General features: G+C 36.1%; 18 protein-coding genes and 1 tRNA gene. 16 read left to right on the forward strand and 3 right to left on the reverse strand.

Features of this window, described 5'->3' with window-relative positions; all coding sequences use genetic code 11:
* Positions 1-20 precede the first annotated feature (20 nt).
* From infA to PQG52_RS08550, 11 genes are all read left to right on the forward strand, one after another.
* On the forward strand, positions 21-239 hold the full coding sequence (infA, locus tag PQG52_RS08500) for a translation initiation factor IF-1 (protein ID WP_003623225.1): 219 nt from the start codon (positions 21-23) through the stop codon (positions 237-239).
* Between the two features lie 23 nt (positions 240-262).
* Positions 263-862: a Maf family protein gene (locus PQG52_RS08505; RefSeq protein ID WP_271829003.1), complete on the forward strand. Its 600-nt coding sequence runs from the start codon at positions 263-265 to the stop codon at positions 860-862.
* A gap of 124 nt (positions 863-986) precedes the next feature.
* Positions 987-2,108 (forward strand): ribonuclease E/G, encoded by a 1,122-nt coding sequence (locus tag PQG52_RS08510; protein WP_271829005.1) that lies wholly within the window; start codon positions 987-989, stop codon positions 2,106-2,108.
* Positions 2,101-2,313 carry a DNA gyrase inhibitor YacG gene (locus PQG52_RS08515; protein WP_271829007.1) on the forward strand — a complete coding sequence of 71 codons (213 nt, stop codon included), beginning with the start codon at positions 2,101-2,103 and terminating at the stop codon, positions 2,311-2,313. Before PQG52_RS08510 ends, PQG52_RS08515 begins: the two co-directional genes overlap by 8 nt.
* A 53-nt stretch (positions 2,314-2,366) precedes the next feature.
* Positions 2,367-2,442 (forward strand) — tRNA-Phe (locus tag PQG52_RS08520).
* Positions 2,443-3,079: 637 nt separating this feature from the next.
* Complete coding sequence (locus PQG52_RS08525) at positions 3,080-3,403, forward strand: hypothetical protein (protein WP_271829008.1); 324 nt, start codon at positions 3,080-3,082, stop codon at positions 3,401-3,403.
* Between the two features lie 82 nt (positions 3,404-3,485).
* On the forward strand, positions 3,486-4,988 hold the full coding sequence (proP, locus tag PQG52_RS08530; protein ID WP_271829009.1) for a glycine betaine/L-proline transporter ProP: 1,503 nt from the start codon (positions 3,486-3,488) through the stop codon (positions 4,986-4,988).
* Between the two features lie 125 nt (positions 4,989-5,113).
* A complete protein-coding gene (locus PQG52_RS08535; protein WP_271829011.1) occupies positions 5,114-5,992 on the forward strand; it encodes a glycosyltransferase in 879 nt (292 codons plus the stop codon).
* A 71-nt stretch (positions 5,993-6,063) separates the two neighbouring features.
* Positions 6,064-7,995: a DUF4422 domain-containing protein gene (locus PQG52_RS08540; RefSeq protein ID WP_271829012.1), complete on the forward strand. Its 1,932-nt coding sequence runs from the start codon at positions 6,064-6,066 to the stop codon at positions 7,993-7,995.
* An 823-nt stretch (positions 7,996-8,818) separates the two neighbouring features.
* Complete coding sequence (locus tag PQG52_RS08545) at positions 8,819-10,711, forward strand: NAD(P)-binding protein (RefSeq protein ID WP_271829013.1); 1,893 nt, start codon at positions 8,819-8,821, stop codon at positions 10,709-10,711.
* 2 nt (positions 10,712-10,713) lie between these two features.
* Positions 10,714-11,922 carry a c-type cytochrome gene (locus PQG52_RS08550; RefSeq protein ID WP_271829014.1) on the forward strand — a complete coding sequence of 403 codons (1,209 nt, stop codon included), beginning with the start codon at positions 10,714-10,716 and terminating at the stop codon, positions 11,920-11,922.
* 50 nt (positions 11,923-11,972) lie between these two features.
* Here PQG52_RS08550 and tehB read toward each other — a convergent pair whose 3' ends face one another.
* Positions 11,973-12,566 (reverse strand): tellurite resistance methyltransferase TehB, encoded by a 594-nt coding sequence (tehB, locus tag PQG52_RS08555; RefSeq protein ID WP_271790044.1) that lies wholly within the window; start codon positions 12,564-12,566, stop codon positions 11,973-11,975.
* 344 nt (positions 12,567-12,910) lie between these two features.
* On the opposite strand from tehB, the gene PQG52_RS11485 reads away from it, so the two are divergent.
* From PQG52_RS11485 to PQG52_RS08575, 5 genes are all read left to right on the forward strand, one after another.
* Positions 12,911-13,282 carry a GtrA family protein gene (locus PQG52_RS11485; RefSeq protein ID WP_369334817.1) on the forward strand — a complete coding sequence of 124 codons (372 nt, stop codon included), beginning with the start codon at positions 12,911-12,913 and terminating at the stop codon, positions 13,280-13,282.
* A gap of 3 nt (positions 13,283-13,285) precedes the next feature.
* On the forward strand, positions 13,286-14,161 hold the full coding sequence (locus PQG52_RS08560) for a decaprenyl-phosphate phosphoribosyltransferase (RefSeq protein WP_271829015.1): 876 nt from the start codon (positions 13,286-13,288) through the stop codon (positions 14,159-14,161).
* Positions 14,162-14,657: 496 nt separating this feature from the next.
* Entirely contained in the window at positions 14,658-16,091 is a 1,434-nt protein-coding gene (locus tag PQG52_RS08565) for a gamma-aminobutyraldehyde dehydrogenase (RefSeq protein WP_271790046.1), read from the forward strand.
* Positions 16,092-16,101: 10 nt separating this feature from the next.
* Positions 16,102-16,875: a nuclear transport factor 2 family protein gene (locus PQG52_RS08570; RefSeq protein ID WP_271829017.1), complete on the forward strand. Its 774-nt coding sequence runs from the start codon at positions 16,102-16,104 to the stop codon at positions 16,873-16,875.
* 67 nt (positions 16,876-16,942) lie between these two features.
* Positions 16,943-18,223 (forward strand): aspartate aminotransferase family protein, encoded by a 1,281-nt coding sequence (locus tag PQG52_RS08575; RefSeq protein ID WP_271829018.1) that lies wholly within the window; start codon positions 16,943-16,945, stop codon positions 18,221-18,223.
* 73 nt (positions 18,224-18,296) lie between these two features.
* Here the strand turns inward: PQG52_RS08575 and PQG52_RS08580 are convergent, their stop codons facing one another.
* Positions 18,297-18,866: a hypothetical protein gene (locus tag PQG52_RS08580; RefSeq protein ID WP_271829019.1), complete on the reverse strand. Its 570-nt coding sequence runs from the start codon at positions 18,864-18,866 to the stop codon at positions 18,297-18,299.
* A gap of 196 nt (positions 18,867-19,062) precedes the next feature.
* Positions 19,063-19,602, reverse strand: coding sequence for a hypothetical protein (locus PQG52_RS08585; protein WP_271829020.1), 540 nt, complete (start codon positions 19,600-19,602; stop codon positions 19,063-19,065).
* Positions 19,603-19,624: the final 22 nt, after the last annotated feature.

Here is a 19,624-nt window from a genome sequence, read left to right on the forward strand (position 1 = left end):
CAAGGACAAAATTTTTACAAATGTCTAAAGAAGATATGATCGAATTTAGTGGAACAGTAACAGAGCTGCTTCCGAATGCTATGTTTCGTGTGAAGTTAGATAATGAACATGTTATCTTGGCACATACCAGTGGTAAAATGCGTAAAAACCGTATTCGTGTATTGGCTGGCGATCGTGTAAATGTGGAAATGACCCCTTATGACCTCAGCAAAGGTCGCATCACCTTCCGCTTTAAATAATATCCATAAAAATAGGTAACGCTGTGTCGACTTATAACGTTACCAAACTGCCAATTGTTCTTGCCTCTGCCTCACCCAGACGGTTACAGCTGTTGGAGCAGATTGGTATTGCCCCACAAACAGTCATTGCAACCGACATTGATGAAGCCCCTCTAAAACAAGAATTACCAAGGGTCTATGTTCAACGTTTGGCCAATGCTAAGGCTGTTGCTGCACAACAAATTGAAGGAACCGTTCCTTTTATTTTAGCAGCCGATACGATTGCTGCTGCTGGCAGACGAATCTTGAACAAAACATCCGAGCGCCAAGTGGCAAAAAAACATTTAAATTTACTATCTGGTCGCAGACATCGTGTTTATACCAGTGTAATTTTGATGAATACACAAACAGGTAAAATTTCCTCTCGACAAGTTTACAGTATGGTGCAATTTTCTCGTTTAAGCGAAAAGCAACTGGAGCATTATTTGGACAGTGAGGAATGGAAAGATAAAGCTGGTTCTTATGCCATACAAGGAATAGCAGCCTCTTTCATCCAAGCCGTTAGTGGCAGCTACAGTAATATTGTAGGCCTTCCTTTATTTGAGACGGCACAATTATTGCGTGGGCATGGATTGATTCTTTAATTTGTTTTCCACTAGATTAGCTTATTGAAATTTTAAATAATTATTTGACAGTCACTGTCATTAAAAGTTGCTATCAATAAGATTAATCTATATTTTTATTCGAATAATGTTGGAATCCATCAGCATGCCTACCATTCAATTACTCTCTTCCCCTGGCATCGTTCGTATTGCCGTTATTGACCAACAAAAACTCTTAGACTTTGCAATATGGTATCCAGGGCATCCAGATGGATTTGGCGATGTTTATCTAGGGCGTGTAGATCATTATGCATCTGCTTTGGGTGGAGCTTTTGTCGCATTAGGAAAAGATTTTTCTGGGTTTCTTCCCCATCATCCCTCCGCAAAGCCATTACTCGAAGGCGACTGGGTGATGGTTCGCATAACTCGTAGTGCTCAAGGTGGCAAAGGGGTGCGTTTAGATGCGCGCAATATTTCAGAATATCCTATGCCCTCAGAAAAAACACCTCAACGCCTTCATGCTGGACTTTCCCCTTTTGAAGAGCTAGCACAACGGTTTCCTGATGCTGAAATTCGTATCGACGAGCCTGATCTTATCCAGCTTATCCCGACTGAGTATAAACTAAGGGTTAAACGCTCCAAAGAGTCAGTCAATTCAGAAATATTAGAACAAATCGACTTATTAGAAACAACAGAGGTCGAACTTCCAATGGGAATGCGTGCCAGTATTACGCCAACCCCAGCTTTGGTCGCCATCGATATGGATACGGCCACACAAAGTAATGATAAGCAAAGTAAACTGCGCGCGCAATTTAATGCTAACAAAGAGTCCTTGCCAACATTATTACATCAATTAAGATTACGTAATTTGTCTGGCGCAATTATCGTTGACATGGCGGGATTACCCATTAAGAAACGACGTTTATTCCAAGAGGATTTTGAAAGAAATTTACGCCTTGATCCTTTGCAACCCCGTTTCGTTGGATTTACCAATTTGGGTTTAGCAGAAATGACTCGCCCTCGCAAACGTCCCCCACTCCATGAATTATTGGCCTCTTATCATGGGCAGGCAATCCGAATTCTGGGGATGTTAGAGCATCAATTTAAGAGCCTCGCTTCTCATCACCAATATCACCATCTTACGCTGACGCTCAGCCTATCCTTAAAACAATCATTGCAAAATGATTCATGGGCGATTAATCATTTTGAAAAAAGATGTGCTGTTTCTTTGACGCTCGAATCAGATCCATCCTTTGCAATCCAACAATGGGAGTATCAATATGCGTAATTCATCAGAAAAATGCCCTATTTGTAAAAAAAATATCGTGTCAGACTATACCCCTTTTTGCTCAAAAAGATGTGCAGATATTGATTTAAGTCGTTGGTTTTCTGGAGATTATCGTCTGAGCTCTGAACCCAGAGATGAAGATGAAATAGAAGAATTAGAAAATTCTTTAAAAGAAAGACTTGATCCCAATCACAATGTAGGGTAAATGCTTTACATACAGTCATTCACTAGAGACCGAAACAGTGAATAATCATCAGTGCCCAAGTAGCTCAGTCGGTAGAGCAAGCGACTGAAAATCGCTGTGTCGGTGGTTCGATTCCGCCCTTGGGCACCACTCTTAAATCCCTATAAAACTTAGTTTTTGTTGTTGTAATCTATATAATATTTGCTCGTCTAAAGACAAATTCATTTCAAATAGGCAATATTTTATAGTAATTGAGATGATATTTTGATTGATCCAAATCGATTTAAAATCTTAAAATTAAGAGATCACATTCTTCATTCATAATCGTCTATTGGAAATATAAATCTTTTTCGTAATAGTAAATTTTCTACTGTCTTAATTCTCGACAATATATTGTATATTTAGATCTCGTTTAAGAATTTTGTTCGAAATTCACTATAGTTCAAAACACATTGCCATACCTCAAAAGCCAACAGCCTAAATAAAAAGAAATCAGGAATATTATTGTAATTAGAGTTAAATAAAAGAATTATTTAAATATAATTGTCAAGAGCTGTAAATTTACTACTAAATCTATAAATCAATTTTATATTTTATAAAACTCAACTCTATTTTATTCGTAAGTAATGAACCCATTTTGACACATACGATTTCGTATCGATAAAAAAATAGTTGATTTGTAATGTTGTGTATGTATATAAATGAACATGATAATGTGTACATGTATAGATGTAATACCGTTTATACATGACATAACTTAAATAATCTTAGTATAACGATTTAAAATATGGTTGAAAAAGAAAACTATCCATCAACAGAGAATGAAACAGAAACATTCGCTGCCAATGATGGTGACTATACGATTACTATACGAAAAGAAGCATCAAAACAGTCAAATGACTGCTTCTCACAGAATGATTTACAGCATCATTCTGATAAGAAAATTGCTTCATTACGATTGATGATCCCGATATATTTGGATAATCAACTGACTCAAATCGCGGCCAATAAACGCGTTACAAAACGCTTTTTAATCCTTAAAGCTTTGGATCAATCAGGTTATCATATTGAAAAAGAAGATTTAGTGGCTGATAAGAGGCGAAATCGATAGTTCTTTCAACCCTCCAAAATTAACACACTGTGATAATATTACATAATCATTATAAAAGCAAAAAAAATCTGAAGGATTTTATATGAAACTTTTAAAGAAAAAACATAAACCGCTTCATATCAATGATATTACGATCGTTGACGATGACAAATTAAAAAAAGCCATCACAGCAGCTGCCCTTGGCAATGCTATGGAATGGTTTGACTTTGGGGTTTATGGTTTCTTGGCAATTACTTTGGGAAAGATCTTCTTTCCAGGAGCCAATCCAAGTATCCAAATTATTGCATCGTTAGCAACCTTTGCTGTGCCGTTTTTAGTCAGACCATTAGGTGGAATTTTCTTTGGTATTCTGGGTGATAAATATGGTCGCCAAAAAATATTATCCATTACCATTGTTATCATGTCCATCAGCACTTTTGCAATTGGATTAATTCCTGGTTACGCCACCATTGGTATATTGGCCCCTATTCTATTGCTAATTTGCAAGCTGGCTCAAGGCTTTTCAGTCGGAGGAGAATATTCAGGTGCAGCAATTTTCGTTGCGGAATACGCCCCCGATCGTAGACGTGGCTTTTTAGGAAGCTGGCTAGATTTTGGCTCGATTGCTGGATTTGTATTAGGTGCAGGTGTTGTGGTTGTTCTTTCCAGTATTATCGGAAATGATAATTTAATCGATTGGGGATGGAGAATTCCATTCTTTTTAGCCTTACCACTTGGTTTTGTTGGTATTTATCTTAGACATCAATTAGAAGAAACACCTGCTTTTCAAAAGCACATTGAGGCAATGGAGGCAGACAGTAAAAAGGAACTGCAACAACCCCCTAAACTTTCTATGAAAGAGGTTGCAACTAAATATTCTAAGAGCTTCTTGACTTGTATTGGTCTTGTACTGGCAATGAATATTACGTATTACGTGTTATTAACTTATATGCCAAACTATCTCTCTGGACGTTTGGGCTATTCAGAAGACCATGGGTTGTTGATTATTATTGCCATCATGGTTGGTATGTTATTTGTACAACCCTTTATTGGATTGACCAGCGATAAAATCGGCAGACGTCCTTTCATCTTTGCAGGTAGTATTGGATTATTAATCTTATCTTATCCAGCATTTTGGTTAATCCAAAGTAACACAATTGGGCTTATCTTTGTTGGATTACTCATTTTGACGGTTTCATTAAATTGTTTTGTTGGGGTGACTGCTTCAATTTTACCCGCACTCTTTCCAACGCATGTGCGGTATAGTGCACTGGCAATGTCCTTTAACGTATCAATTATTATCGCCGGGTTTACTCCTGCATTTGTTGCATGGTTAGTCAGTGCAACTAATAACTCTTATATGCCTGCTTTTTATCTGATGCTTGTCTCTTTAATAGGTTTGGTTACGGCATTCACAATGCCTGAAACTGCGAATAAACCTTTGCGTGGTGCTACACCGACTGCTTCTGATAGAGAAGAAGCAAGGGAGATATTATCTCAACATTTTGATACCATTGAACAAAAAGTTGAAGAATTGGATGAAACAATTGCAGAGCTTGAGAAAAAGCGCCAAAGTTTAATCGATCAACATCCAAAATTAGATTAAAGGCCCATTAATTTAAAAAAAAATGGTAAAATTATGAAAATAAGTTAGGATAATAAAATTATTTTAGCTTATTTTCATAATCTAAATGATTACCATAATATTTTTAAAATCATTGGCTTTAATTTATGAACTGTACAGCATTAATTGTTACTTACAATCGTTTAACAAAATTAAAAAATTGTTTAAAAGCCACCTTACTTTTATCATTTAATCATATTGTTGTTGTCAATAATGCTTCAACTGATAATACAGCCGAATGGTTACATACCCAACAAGATCCTCGACTCCATATCTTAACAACACAAATAAATATTGGAGGAGCCGGTGGTTTTAAGCATGGCGCACATTTCATAGCCAACTATTTAGACACAGAGTGGATATTTTTCTATGACGATGATGCTTACCCTACGGTCAATCTGTTAGATCAATTTAATAGATTAAATAAACAAGATTATCAGATATTTTCAAGTAAGGTTTTGTTACCCTCTGGTAAAATCTGTAAAATGAACGTTCCATATAAAAAAGTTCCATATACGGCCTATGAGACAGTTTTATATGGCATCAAGCCACAAAAATTCCTGCCAAACCTTTTAAATCAAGAAGAAGTACAAACCTTTTCTTTTGTTGGCGCCATTCTTCATCAAAATATACTGCGTCAATATACCCATTTAATTGACGAACAACTATTTTTATATTTTGACGATGTTCTATTTTCTTATCAATTATCTCAATCTGGATATAAAATTTTATTTTCCCCAAATCTTATATTTATACACGACACAAGTATTGATACGAACATATATCAAAATAAGAAAATATATTATATGGTTAGAAACCTTTTATACTTACAGAGAAATCAACACTCTCCATTTTCGAAATTGTCAATTTTTATAAGAATTGCGCGGATTTTAACCCTATGTATTTATAAAGGAAGAAATATTAATTCTATCAGATCCATCTTTAAAGGCTTAGAAGATGGATTGTTAAATAATAAAACAAAATAATTTTAAAAGAACTTGCTAAATATAATGATAAAAACGAGTATGTATCTTTTAACATAATGAACATAAAAATAATGAAAAGAATTTCTCTCTATGTTTCTTATCACAATCAATGTGATTTAATCAAAACAAATCATTTCAAACCCATTCAAGTTGGCGCCGCAAACCACCAACCTTTATTTCCAACAGAATTGAATGATGCAACTGGAGAGAATATCTCTTTTAAAAACAAGAGCTTTTGTGAATTAACAGCCCAATATTGGGCATGGAAAAATGATTTAACCAGTGAATATATAGGATTTTGTCATTATAGACGCCACTTCATTTTTAACCCAACCAATAAAATACCCAGCGACATTTATGGGGTCGTCCCTTATCCTAAAATCGATGATACATATTTAAAAGATATAGGATATTCTGATGCTGCGCTAGAAGCTTTTTTAAATAATATTGATGTAGTCGCACCTGAAAATTGGAATGTTCGTAACCTTTATGCCCAAAATAACCTAGAACAATATCAACGTGGTGAAAACTTAGATATTAATGATTATAATATTTGCCTTGAGATTTTAAAAGAGAAATATCCTCAGTATACGGAAGCCGCTGAAAAATATAATATGTCCCCATATGGATATTATACAAATATGTTCATTATGAAACGCCATATATTCGAGGACTATAGCACATGGTTGTTTGATATTTTATTTGAATTAGAACAAAGAATAAACCTAGACCACAAGAATTTACAAGAATATAGGGTTTTTGGTTATATTTCCGAATGGTTGTTAGGGATATATTTAACTTATTTAAAAACCAATAAAAAAATAAACATTATAGAATGCCGTCGGACTTTTGTACATAATACCAACAGTGGTAACTATCAGTTAGTGCTGCAAAAACCGATCCCTCTTATTCATACAATAAAAGACATTGCATCCGATCACATGAAAAATAAATATAAAAAAATAGTTCCTATCGTAACTGCCTTTAATGAAAATTATGCCATTACAGGTGCTGCGTTAATTCAGTCAATTATAGAAAACAGTGATCCTTCTTGTTTTTATGATATTTATATCATCGAAGGTGCATTATCTGATACAACAAAATTCAACTTTAATTTTATGTTTAAAAAACTTGAAAATTTTAGTTTAAACATCATCAATGTTGAGCAATTTTTTTCAAACAAGAATTTAAACTTATATTCACATTTTTCGAAAGAAACCTATTATCGTATCTTAATCCCCACTATTCTTCCCCAATATGACAAAGTTATCTATCTTGATGCCGATATGGTTGTAAATAAAGATATCCAATATTTATACGATACAGATATTGGGAACAAATCAGCTGCCGCAATCAAAGATTATGTCATGACTGGTTTTATTAAAAATAAAGTCGTTTGTCGTAGAGAATGTGGGAATTTCGTTGCTGAAGAATATTTGAAGCAATATTTGGGGATGAAAAACCCTTACGATTATGTACAAGCGGGCGTATTAATTCTAAACACTGAAAAATTTAGAAAAACTGCTATCGACCAAAAGATACTCAAAGATATGTGCCAAACAATTTATTGGTTTTTGGATCAAGATCTTCTTAATAAATATTTAGAAGGCGATATCTATTTTCTTGACATACGATGGAATGTTTTACACGGGAATGGAAATGTGGATACATTCTATAAAAAACTTCCATTACACATCATGGAAAATTATTTTCAAGCCAGAAGAGATCCATGGATTATTCATTTTGCTGGTGAGAAAAAGCCGTGGGCGAACCTTACGATAGATTATGCATCCACCTTTTTCTATTATTTACGTAACACACCTTGGGCTAACCAACTTGCTTTAATAGTCCGATCACAACAAACTGTTAAATATAAAGTGACTCATCAAGGATTGGCCGTAAAGAAAATTTTGATTAATGGTGTCAATCAAGCACTACCAATCGGAACAAAACGCAGAACTAAAGTGCAAAAACTCTATAGAATGGTCGTAAAAAAACAATAGATAATAGATTAATACGTAACAGTAATTAGCTTGCCTCATCTCTTAACTAACAAGTCAAAATAAATGGATAACTACTATTCTGAAAGTGTGCTCTTTGTTCTTAGCTCTTTTTTTGTGTTTTATCTATTTTCGCGGCCTACTCAGCTGTTAAACGAAAAAACAGACACTCTATTTGGATATTTTTGACATCCATTTTGCCTCCATTTCTCTTTGTTGTGGAATGCTTGTCAAATAAATCGGTTCAAACGATCCAAATGATTGGCTGCAAAGCGTGTCACAAAAAAATCTCAGCCTTTGCCAAAATATGCCCTCGTTGTGGCCAGCCTAATCATTTGAAGAAAAATCAATTTTTTTATGAATGAATTATTGGGGGATCTACCCTGGTTATTACAAGTTTATAATAATCGTTCCTCTAGTTTTTTTACAAGTAATGGCACCCCTTATTGTAATACGCACTATACTCAAAACTTGGCACAGAATATACTCAATAAAATTCCAATAAAAAAATATCTGCTATAAGCTTTAAAAATATCGAAAAAATCGCATTATCTTCTACCACAAGAAATTGTAGAGCGAGAGTCTTATTAAGTAATAAAGTAGAATTTTCAGTTCTTTATCCAATTAACTAAAGAAAATAATGACCTATTTTAGAGATAGAATTAGCAACGCCACAAATTATTTATATTTAGCAATGAATTATATCATAATATACTAAAGAGCTCTTGCCCGTCCATCATTAAGCTCCTCAATTGTTTATTATTTAATATCTATATTTTTATGGTATAGAAAAAATGATGAAACAAAATATATAAGGCTTTAATCAATGACTGTCACAAGACGTGATTTTTTAAATGGTGTGGCAATTAGTATTGTTGCGGGAATGGCTCCTGCACAAATATTAAAAGCATCAGCCCAAACAGCGACTCAAACACTTTATTATCCCCCTACACTAACGGGATTGAGGGGCAACCACCCTGGTTCTTTTGAAGGTGCGCACGCATTGGCACGTGAGGATGAACATTTTAATTCAAAAACCCTACCTATTGAAGAAAATTATGATCTTGTGATTGTTGGTGCTGGCCTCAGCGGCTTGGCTTCTGCCTATTTTTGGCAACAATTACAAGGCAAAGACAGCAAGATTTTGTTAATTGATAACCATGATGATTTTGGTGGTCATGCAAAGCGCAACGAATTTCATACCAGCGACCGTATGATCTTGGGATATGGGGGAAGTGAATCTTTTCAATCTCCACAACATAATTTTAGTGATATCGTCAAAAAACTGATTGCAGAATTAAATATTAATGTCGATGTAATGGCAAAACATTTTGATAAAACTTTTTATCCTGATCTGAACCTCAGTCGTGGTGTTTATTTCGATAAGAAAAATTTTGGTGTTGATAAAATTGTTGCTGGCGACCCAGGTCGAGCAGTCTCGGATGATATTCCACCAGACCGCTTAAACGGTCGCAATATTGTTGAATTTATTAACGATTTTCCATTAAGCGAAGATGATCGCAAAGCACTTATTGCGCTTCACACTGAAAATAAAGACTATATGCCAGGGATGAGTCCTGAAGAGAAAACCGCATGGCTTGATAAACACAGCTATACACAGTTCTTAAAAGACAAAGTCAAATTAAACGACAGTGCTATTCGTTATTTCCAACAACGAACCAATGATTTCCAAGCTATTGGGATTGACGGTGTTTCATGTAGTGATGCTCGTCTTTGTGCGTTACCTGGGTTTGATGGGATGAATTTACCCCCTATGGATCCAGATGATCTTGCTGATTTAGAAGATCCTTATATTTATCACTTCCCAGATGGCAATGCGGGGCTTGCACGTTCGATTGTTCGTCACTTGATCCCAGCGATTGCGCCAGGCGATACAATGGAAAGCATTGTTACAGCTAAATTCGATTACAGCCAACTTGATAAACCAGAAAATCCTGTCAGATTAAGACTAAGCAGCACAGGTATTCATGCCGAAAACGTTGCTGATGGCGTAGAAGTAACCTATCTCAAAGAAGGAAAACTACACAAAGTTAAAGGTGGTCACGTGGTAATGGCTGGCTATAATATGATGATTCCTTATATTGTTCCAGAAATGCCAGAGACTCAAAAAGAGGCTTTAAAACAAAATGTTAAAGCCCCATTAGTGTACACCAAAGTTATCATCAGTAATTGGGAACCTTTTATTAAAAAAGGCGTTCATGAAATCTATGCCGTTGCTGCCCCTTATAGCCGCGTAAAGCTGGATTATCCTGTGGATATGGGTGAATACCAACATCCCAGAGATCCGAAAAAACCGATTTGTTTACATATGGTTTATGTACCGACATTCCCAGGCAGTGGTCTCAGCATTCGTGAGCAATCTCGTAAAGGACGTGCATTTTTATTGGGTACGCCGTTCGAGGTACATGAACGCATGATCCGTGATCAATTACAGGGGATGTTTGGTGATGCTGGTTTCGACCATACCAAAGACATTCAAGCCATTACTGTCAATCGTTGGGCGCATGGATATTCTTATACCTATAGTGGCTTGTCTGAATCTGATGAAGATAGCGCACAAAAAACCATCGAAACAGCACGTAAACCTGTGGGGCGTATTACGATTGCCAATTCTGATTCAGATTGGGCACCTTATGCCCATGCTGCCATTGACCAAGGATGGCGCGCTGTTAATGAACTTCATAAGATGAAAGGGTAATCATGAAACGCTTATCAATCCTTTTTTTGATGGCATTACCCAGTATTGCCCATGCTAACCCAACCATATCCAAAGGTGAATATGTGTTCCGTGCCAGTGATTGTGGTGCTTGTCATACCGCCCCCAATGGCAAAGAGTTGGCAGGAGGGGTAAAATTCCCAACCCCTTTGGGCAATATTTATTCCACAAACATCACCCCTGATAAAACCAATGGGATTGGCGACTGGAGCTATAACGATTTTGTACGCGCTGTTCGTAAAGGGGTTGGCAAAGGCGGTCGCCATCTTTACCCAGCGATGCCTTATCCTTCTTATGTTAAATTAAGCGATGAGGACATGCGGGCATTATATGATTATTTAATGAACGATGTTAAACCCCAAGCCGTTCCCAACCCCCCATCAGATATTTCTTGGCCTTTATCCATACGTTGGCCAATTTCTGTTTGGAATGCAATGTATACTGAAAACAAGCGTTTCCAACCTCGCGCCGATCAAAGTGAACAATGGAACAGAGGTGCATATTTGGTTCAAGGCCCTGGACATTGCGGTACATGCCATACGCCACGTGGATATGGCATGCAAGAAAAGAGCTTTGATGAACAAAAAGGCAGTTATCTTAGTGGTGCGCAGCTTGCAGGCTGGTATGCGCCGTCACTGCGTAATTTACCTTTTTCAAAACAAGAAACCATTGATTTATTGAAAAAAGGCCGCAGCGAACATAAAGCACTTGCTGGTCCAATGGATGAGGTGGTGAGCGAAAGCACACAATATTTAACTGACCAAGACCTTGATGCAATTGCTACTTATCTGGCAGATATCGATGGTAATCATCACGCTGCTTCTGCAGTCACCCAAGCCAATACCAGACAAGCAAAAGCTCAAAATAATGGTGAGTTTATGTATATGCGCTATTGTTCAACCTGTCATGGCATGGATGGCAAAGGCAATAGCCATGTCATCCCACCGCTACAAGGGAATTTAACTGTCAATAGTGAAGATCCATTAACTTTAGTCCGCGTTATTTTAGAGGGTGGAAAAACCCCTGTGACCCAAGATCACTTGCCATATTCAATGCCAGGATATCAATGGGTATTAACCAACAAAGATACGGCTGATGTGATTAATTATATCCGTACCAACTGGGGCAATCATGCACATGCTTTAACGCCAGAAGATATTCAAAATACAAAAGATATCATTAAAAAGAATTAACCATAAAATGGCAGTGAAATAAAAAAACACTGCCATTTTTAATATAATCGCTAGTTTTTTTGCGCTAAAAGGGTCGCAAAACGCAGCTCTATTCGGTTGCCTTGCTCGTCTGTTTTATGTAGCAGACCTGTATCTTCGTTATATTTCTTTATTGTCCAAGATTGATAATATGAAGATAATTCTTTGGGTTTAAAAGTAAAATTAAAGAAATCAAGATTACATGGATAATCTTCTGTATTCATTGCGGAAACAATTAGATTATACCCCCCTTTTTTGGTCGATTTTTGCATGTTCCCAATTAAATTTGGAATAGATTTGGGATTAAGAAACATGAAAACTACGGTTGATATAATCACATCATATTGACCTGAAAATTCGAGGTCATTTAAATCAACCACTCTGGTCATAATCGAATCAATAGATTCATTGACACAAATTGTATCTAGCTTTTTGATGCTATTCTCATTATGATCCCATGCATCTACGGTAAAACCCTGTTGAGCCAAATATAAGCTGTTCCTGCCCCCACCACATCCTAAATCTAATGCTTTGCCTTTTGGCAAGTCAGGCATTGCTTTAACAATTTCAGAATGAGGAAGCATTAAATTATATTTATTTAAAAAGTAATCCTTGTCTAAATTCATTTTATTATCCTTTTCAAATAATGTACTGATAATAAAACTTTATACAAAACATACTCATTATAAAAGAAATGTTTCCTTTTTAGAATTGATTATCAAATGATTCATATGATAGAAAATAGAAATTATTTTAATTTCTATATAATTTTAAATAAGAAAAATACTTTATTGATCTTCTGACTAAATATCTTGTTGTGACATACCTTGACTATTAATTTTCCTTGTTTTTAACAAAAATTGAACTTGAAAATCCCCTTTTTTTTCATTTACCGTGATGATCGGTCATATTTTAATGATTTTAAATTTAAATGAATATAGCAAATTATAGAGAGTTCACTCGCTTATTTATGCGTTATTTTGCTGTAGGGCTAATTAATACCTCAGTTCATTGGGCTGTTTTTTTCCTTATTTTTTACAGATTTCACAACTTACAAATGATTGCAAATTTTATTGCTTTTTGTTGCTCAACCAGTTGTAATATTTTCCTCAATGCTAGATGGACATTCAATTCATCAGTAACAATGGCGAAATATATATCATTTTTTATTTTCATTGGCAGCCTGTCGTTGTTAACAGGATATATCGCTGACCACTTTCATATTCCCAGCTTAATAACGTTAATTGTTTTTTCAGGCACATGCCTTATCGGTGGTTTTTTATTTTCTAAATATGTTATATTTAAAGATACAAAGCCCCTAACTATTTCCTCACAAAGATAACTGATGAACAGTCCGCAACACACAACCAAGCATACAGCCACAGGATTGTTAAAATTAATTCGACCCAAACAATGGGTTAAAAATATATTCCTTTTTGCACCTTTGATTTTTTCCAAGGAATTTTTGCATTTATATTCAGTATATCATGTGATTTTTGCTGCATTCTTGTTTTGTTTAGCAGCCTCGGCTGTCTATATCGTCAATGATTTAAATGATATAGAACAGGACAAAACCCATCCAGAAAAACGAAAAAAACGTCCTCTTGCCTCTGGGGAAATCTCTGTCAATAATGCAATATTGTTACTAGGCGCAATATATATTGGATTATTCGCAGCGTGGTTTGTAACTCCAAAAGTCATTAATGTTATCATTGTTTATATCGTTATAAATCTTCTTTACAGCTTTAAATTAAAGCATGAACCTGTCATTGAAATTTTTATTGTCGCTTTTGGGTTTGTCTTAAGAGTATATGCAGGAGCTGTGGCGCTTAATGTGCCAGTATCCAATTGGATGTTTGTCACAACGCTCAGTCTTTCTTTATATTTAGCCTCTATCAAACGCCGACAAGAGTTAATCCAAAATGGCTCTCAAAGCAGAGGCGTGCTGAGTCATTACTCTGTTACGCTCATCAATCGCTTTGCCGAAATGTCTGCAACCTCAGCGATTATCTTTTACAGCTTGTATGTAATGACTGTTCAATCTAAACTGATTGTTACTATTCCTTTTGTTATGTTTGGATTATTTCGGTATTGGTTTATCGTAGAAACGTTAAGAGATGGGGAATCTCCTACCGATGTTGTCATTTATGACAAGCAAATCCTTTTAACCGTTCTTTTTTGGGCTGGGTTTTGTATATGGGTTTTAATTCCAAGGCATTAGAGTAAGATAACGCAAATTATGAGTTTTTATCTTTACTTCATTACTCCATAGTCTCTTGGTTACGCATCGTTTTTGTGAAATTTATCATCAACCCCGTCAGAGCCTAACAACTTGCTTTTTAAAATGATTGAGTATCAAGCAATTTTAGAAATCATTGCGCAATTAATAACAGTGTGGTTGTATTATTTTATTAGTAATTTAGAGTCGTAAAATAACATAAATGATAAAAATCAAATTGATTTTATAATATTCACAAAACATAACAAAAAATCAATTTGTAGAAGGCAATTTTTAAATAAATGAAAAAACTAATTTGTTTTTAATAATTTATCAACCTATTCTTGCATTTACCATCAATTAAACCCTCTTACTTTCATATGAAATGTTTTTATTTAAATAATATTCTTTGTTAATCATAAATTGTTTATTTTGAACATATCCATACCAATGGTAATCTGAGTTTGGTTTAAATAACTATAATTAAAGGAATCCCTAAATGAGCGTAACAAAATTAAAACATTTTATTAATGGGAAATTTGTTGAAGCTAAATCTTCTGAGTATTTTGACTTAATCAGCCCAGTAACGGGCAAAGTAATTGCGCAATCCCCAATAGCTACTCAAGAAGAAGTAGACGCAGCATACGCAGCTGCAAAAGAAGCATTTAAAATCTGGGGCAGAACCACCCCTTCTGAACGTCAAAAAGCATTATTGAAACTGGCTGATGCAATCGAAGCAAACAGCGATGCACTTGTTGAAGCACAAAGCCGTAACACAGGACAAATCAAAGCATTAATCGCCTCTGAAGAAGTTGCCGTCTCTGCCGATCAAGTCCGTTTCTTTGCAGGTGCAGCACGTTGTTTAGAAGGCAAATCAACTGGCGAATATATGCATGGATTGACCTCCAGCATTCGTCGTGAACCATTGGGCGTTGTTGGACAAGTTGCGCCTTGGAACTATCCTTTAATGATGGCTATTTGGAAAATCATTCCTGCTTTGGCTGCTGGGAACACTGTAGTTTTAAAACCAAGTGACACCACACCAGAAAGCACCCTATTACTTGCTGAAATCGCAGCACCATTTTTCCCTGCTGGTGCGATTAACGTCCTTCTTGGTAAGGCAGAAACAGGTTCACAAATCGTTTCTCATAAAACAGCAGCACTTGTTTCTATTACGGGTTCTGTTCGCGCTGGACTAGCTGTTGCTGCATCTGCTGCACAAAACCTTACCCGTGCACATCTTGAATTAGGTGGTAAAGCACCTGTTGTTGTATTTGCTGATGCTGATCTTGAAAAAGCTGCTGCTCATATCGCTATGACAGGATTCTTTAATGCAGGTCAAGATTGTACGGCTGCAACGCGCGTATTGGTCGAAGAATCTGTTCATGATAAATTCCTTGAATTATTAGCTAAAGAAGCCAAAGCAACAAAATTTGGTTCTCCCGATGACAGTGATGCGCTTTATGGTGCATTAAATAATGCAAACCAATTAAAACATGTTCAAGGCTTTATTGATCGTTTGCCTCCTCATGCGAAAATCCAAGCGGGTGGTAAAGCAGGCAATCGTGAAGGGTTCTATTTCGAAGCAACCGTTATCAGCCATCTAAAACAAGATGATGAAGTTATTCAAAAAGAAATCTTTGGTCCAGTCATTACCGTTCAAAGCTTTAAAGACGAAGCAGACGGTGTATTCAAAGCCAATGATGTTGAATTTGGATTGGCATCTAGCGTTTGGACAAAAAATCATGCACGTGCAACACGCCTATCACGTGATCTAGATTTTGGAACTGTGTGGATTAACACCCATATTCCTCTGGTTGGTGAAATGCCTCATGGTGGATTCAAACATTCTGGTTATGGTAAAGATTTATCTTCATATGGTTTGGAAGAATATACACGTGTTAAGCACGTTATGGCCTCTAACGAAGACTAGGAATTTTTGAATGTCAAAAGAGCAAAATAAAGCATTAGTGTTAAAAGCACATAATATGCTGTTTTCTGATAAAGATATCAAAGCGCTTGAACTCTATTTTTCACCAGATTTTATCGAGCATTCTCCATTGGTTGCTGATGGCATCCCTGGTTTAAAAGAACTTGTCGCAAGCTGTCCAGACATGGACTATAAAGTCAGCCGTGTATTGGGTGACGATAATGGTCTGGTCGCTTTACATGGTCGTTTTGTCGGGCTTGATGAAAACCCATTGGTTGGATTTGATATTTATCGTGTAGAAAATGGTAAAATCGTTGAACATTGGGATGGTTTAGTTGCAGAAGCTGAAAAAAATATCAGTGGACGCAGCCAACTTGATGGCCCAACCGAAGTCGATGCAACAGCAGATAGTGACGCAAATCGCCAGTTAGTAAAGAAATTCTTTACTGAAACCCTAATCGGTGGTGATTATAGCGGTTTTGAACGCTATAGTGATGGGAAAACATTCTATCAACACAGCCCAGATATTGGCGATGGTGTTCAACCCGTTATTGATTTCCTTGAGCAACTGAAAGCCGATGGATCAGCATTACATTACGATAAAATCCACCGTACTGTTGCTGATGGTCAATTTGTGTTGACCCATTCAGAAGGATCGATTGCTGGCGCACGTCATGCTTATTTTGAGCTATGGCGCGTCGAAAACGGTAAAATCATCGAGTTATGGGACTCTATACCAGCAGTTCCAAGCGATGAAGATGCCGTTCATAATTATGGTATTTTTTAAAAAGAAACGCTATACAAACAGCTTGCTCTTCGTGGGCAAGCGTGAATATTAGCTAATTGAGAAAAAAATGAAGAATTCTGACTTAATGAAACGTAAAGAAAAATCAATGCCAAAAGGCTTTGCTATTGGTTTTCCTTTCTTTGCAGACCGTGCAAAAAATGCTGAAATTTGGGATGTAGAGGGCAACCGCTATATCGATTTTATTGGGGGTATTGGTGTATTAAATACAGGTCATACTCATCCAAAGATTACAGCAGCCGTCAAAGCACAAGTTGATAAATTTTCTCATACAGCGACTCAAGTTGTTGGCTTTGAAAATATTATTACCTTGGCAGAAAAACTGTGTGAAAAAGCACCAATTTCTGGCGAAAAAAAAGCTGTATTTTTCTCTACAGGTGCAGAAGCCGTTGAAAATGCAGTGAAAATTGCTCGTGCTGCAACAAAACGTTTCGGTGTGATTGCATTTGATGCTGGGTATCATGGTCGTACCATTTATACATTGGCAATGACAGGTAAAGTTGCCCCTTATAAGCAAGATTTCGGGGTCATGCCTGGTGGTATTTTCCGTATTCCTTTCCCTGTTGAAAGCTTTGGCGTTACAGAAGAAGCATCATTAATTGCTTTGGAAAAACTCTTCAAAACGGATATTGCACCAACAGATGTTGCTGCCATCATTTTTGAACCTATCCAAGGTGAAGGTGGTTTCCACTTTATGCCGCCTTCTTTTGCGAAGAAACTTCGTGAAATTGCTGACAAACATGGCATTAAAATCATTTGTGACGAAGTACAATCTGGGTATGGACGTTCTGGTACATTCTTTGCAACGGAACAACTCGGCATTGAACCAGATCTTATGACCACAGCAAAAAGTCTTGCTGGTGGTTATCCTTTGTCTGGTGTGGTTGGTAAAGCTGACATCATGGACAGTGTTTCCCCTGGTGGATTGGGTGGAACCTATGCCGGTAGCCCAGTTGCTGTTGCTGCTGCTTTGGCTGTATTAGAAGTTTTCGAAGAAGAAAATCTTTTACAACGCAGCAACGATCTTGGTAAAAAAATTGCTGCATTCCTGAATGGGTTAAAAGCTAAAGGCGGTGCCTTTACTCGTATTGGTGAAGTTCGCCACCGCGGTGGAATGCTGGCATTTGATATTTTAAATGCTGAAGGTAAACCTGATGCGGATACAACCAAAACCCTTGCAGGTCATGCCAGAGATAATGGTCTGATGTTGGCAACTTGTGGTCTTTTCGCGAATTCTATTCGTGTCTTGGTACCATTAACGGTTGAAGATAATATCTTAGATGAAGCCCTTGGAATCCTTGAAAAATCCTTGGCTGCAGTTTTAAAATAATTTTTTAAAGCACATTAAGATCGATGAAAAGGCATTGTTGTAACAATGCCTTTTCTTTTATGACAATTAAACTTTATTTTTCACTTTTACTTCGGTCAAACCAACGTAACTGTGTCTTATCAGCTGGTACCATCAAACATTCTTTCCACTCTCCATAAAAAGGTCGGGATTGATAGTGACATGATACATAAAAGAAATCATTTTTTGATGTCATTTCTAAGTAATCAGGTCTTTTAAAAGCACCAAAATTTTTAATTCTGCCAGTATTATTCATCTGACGCAGAATGCCAGTATCAACATAAAACGCAACATCAAAATAATGATCGTTAGGGGGATCTGCTCTAAAATTATCGTCATATTCAACAAAATCAAAAAAGACAAACTTTACCAGCCGATGATGATACATAAAAATAGCTAGTGTATTAATGCGTTGAAAATCACCTGAAACCCCTGTAACTTTTTGAATAGCTTGATTGCTATAAGCATCCCCTCGTGGAAAAATATAGGCTTGATCCCATACGAAAGGGGTTAATTCATGTAAACTAATTTTACAAGTTGGTTGTTGAAAACATTCAGGACGAATGGTGTTATATAGGTGGTCTTCAAAGGTTTCGGATGACCATGAATAAATTAAAAATCCCACGATCAAGACAATAAAAAGGGTTAGTAGTCTTAATAAAGAGAAAATAAGATTTTTAGTAAACTTTATTGTCTCTTTATTTCTTATTGCTATTGTAATCACATTAACGAACTTATTAAAAAAGTAATCTTAATTTACTCAATTATATTAGAAAACAATAGTTACATGTTTCATATATCATTTCCAATATAATTCAATTTTACTCTTGTTGATTATATGGTTTCTCAAGATAAACTTGTTTCAAATTAGTAAAACTTAAAAAACAAGTTTTTATCGTGCCTTGAAAATAATTGTCTGTATCACATCCAGCATCAAGCAAATCATTATCAGGTGTTATTTCATAATATTTGATATAAACAGTATCATTAAATTGATTAATATCCCCCAAATAATGCAACTCATTTAATGATGATTTTCCCATCATGAAGCCGATTGCAACGGTCTTGTTCACCCCTCCCCACAAAGAGAAAGAAAATTTCAGATCAGTATGATCGTAAACTTCAAAAATTTGATATTTTACAAGATGATTATGATATTTAAATAAAATCAGAACATCCCTTCTCCCAAGGTCAAAATCGCCCTTGGTACCTGTGATGGATTGAATATCATAATTACTATATCCATTTTCTTCCAAAAAGAAATACGCCTTATCCCATTGAAAAGGCATAATTTCTTGAAGATAAATTTGACAATTTTCTCGATTCTTACAGGCTTTTTCAACCCCCGAAAATAATTGCATTTCTAACGATGGGAACAACCAC

The organism is Commensalibacter communis (assembly GCF_947179105.1).
Classification (GTDB): domain Bacteria; phylum Pseudomonadota; class Alphaproteobacteria; order Acetobacterales; family Acetobacteraceae; genus Commensalibacter; species Commensalibacter communis.

Coding starts and splice junctions, on each gene's coding strand:
- infA (WP_003623225.1), top strand. CDS start 21: ATGTCTAAAGAAGATATGATCGAATTTAGTGGAACAGTAACAGAGCTG.
- PQG52_RS08510 (WP_271829005.1), top strand. CDS start 987: ATGCCTACCATTCAATTACTCTCTTCCCCTGGCATCGTTCGTATTGCC.
- PQG52_RS08515 (WP_271829007.1), top strand. CDS start 2,101: ATGCGTAATTCATCAGAAAAATGCCCTATTTGTAAAAAAAATATCGTG.
- PQG52_RS08525 (WP_271829008.1), top strand. CDS start 3,080: ATGGTTGAAAAAGAAAACTATCCATCAACAGAGAATGAAACAGAAACA.
- proP (WP_271829009.1), top strand. CDS start 3,486: ATGAAACTTTTAAAGAAAAAACATAAACCGCTTCATATCAATGATATT.
- PQG52_RS08535 (WP_271829011.1), top strand. CDS start 5,114: ATGAACTGTACAGCATTAATTGTTACTTACAATCGTTTAACAAAATTA.
- PQG52_RS08540 (WP_271829012.1), top strand. CDS start 6,064: ATGAAAAGAATTTCTCTCTATGTTTCTTATCACAATCAATGTGATTTA.
- PQG52_RS08545 (WP_271829013.1), top strand. CDS start 8,819: ATGACTGTCACAAGACGTGATTTTTTAAATGGTGTGGCAATTAGTATT.
- PQG52_RS08550 (WP_271829014.1), top strand. CDS start 10,714: ATGAAACGCTTATCAATCCTTTTTTTGATGGCATTACCCAGTATTGCC.
- tehB (WP_271790044.1), bottom strand. CDS start 12,566: ATGAATTTAGACAAGGATTACTTTTTAAATAAATATAATTTAATGCTT.
- PQG52_RS11485 (WP_369334817.1), top strand. CDS start 12,911: ATGCGTTATTTTGCTGTAGGGCTAATTAATACCTCAGTTCATTGGGCT.
- PQG52_RS08560 (WP_271829015.1), top strand. CDS start 13,286: ATGAACAGTCCGCAACACACAACCAAGCATACAGCCACAGGATTGTTA.
- PQG52_RS08565 (WP_271790046.1), top strand. CDS start 14,658: ATGAGCGTAACAAAATTAAAACATTTTATTAATGGGAAATTTGTTGAA.
- PQG52_RS08570 (WP_271829017.1), top strand. CDS start 16,102: ATGTCAAAAGAGCAAAATAAAGCATTAGTGTTAAAAGCACATAATATG.
- PQG52_RS08575 (WP_271829018.1), top strand. CDS start 16,943: ATGAAGAATTCTGACTTAATGAAACGTAAAGAAAAATCAATGCCAAAA.
- PQG52_RS08585 (WP_271829020.1), bottom strand. CDS start 19,602: ATGCAATTATTTTCGGGGGTTGAAAAAGCCTGTAAGAATCGAGAAAAT.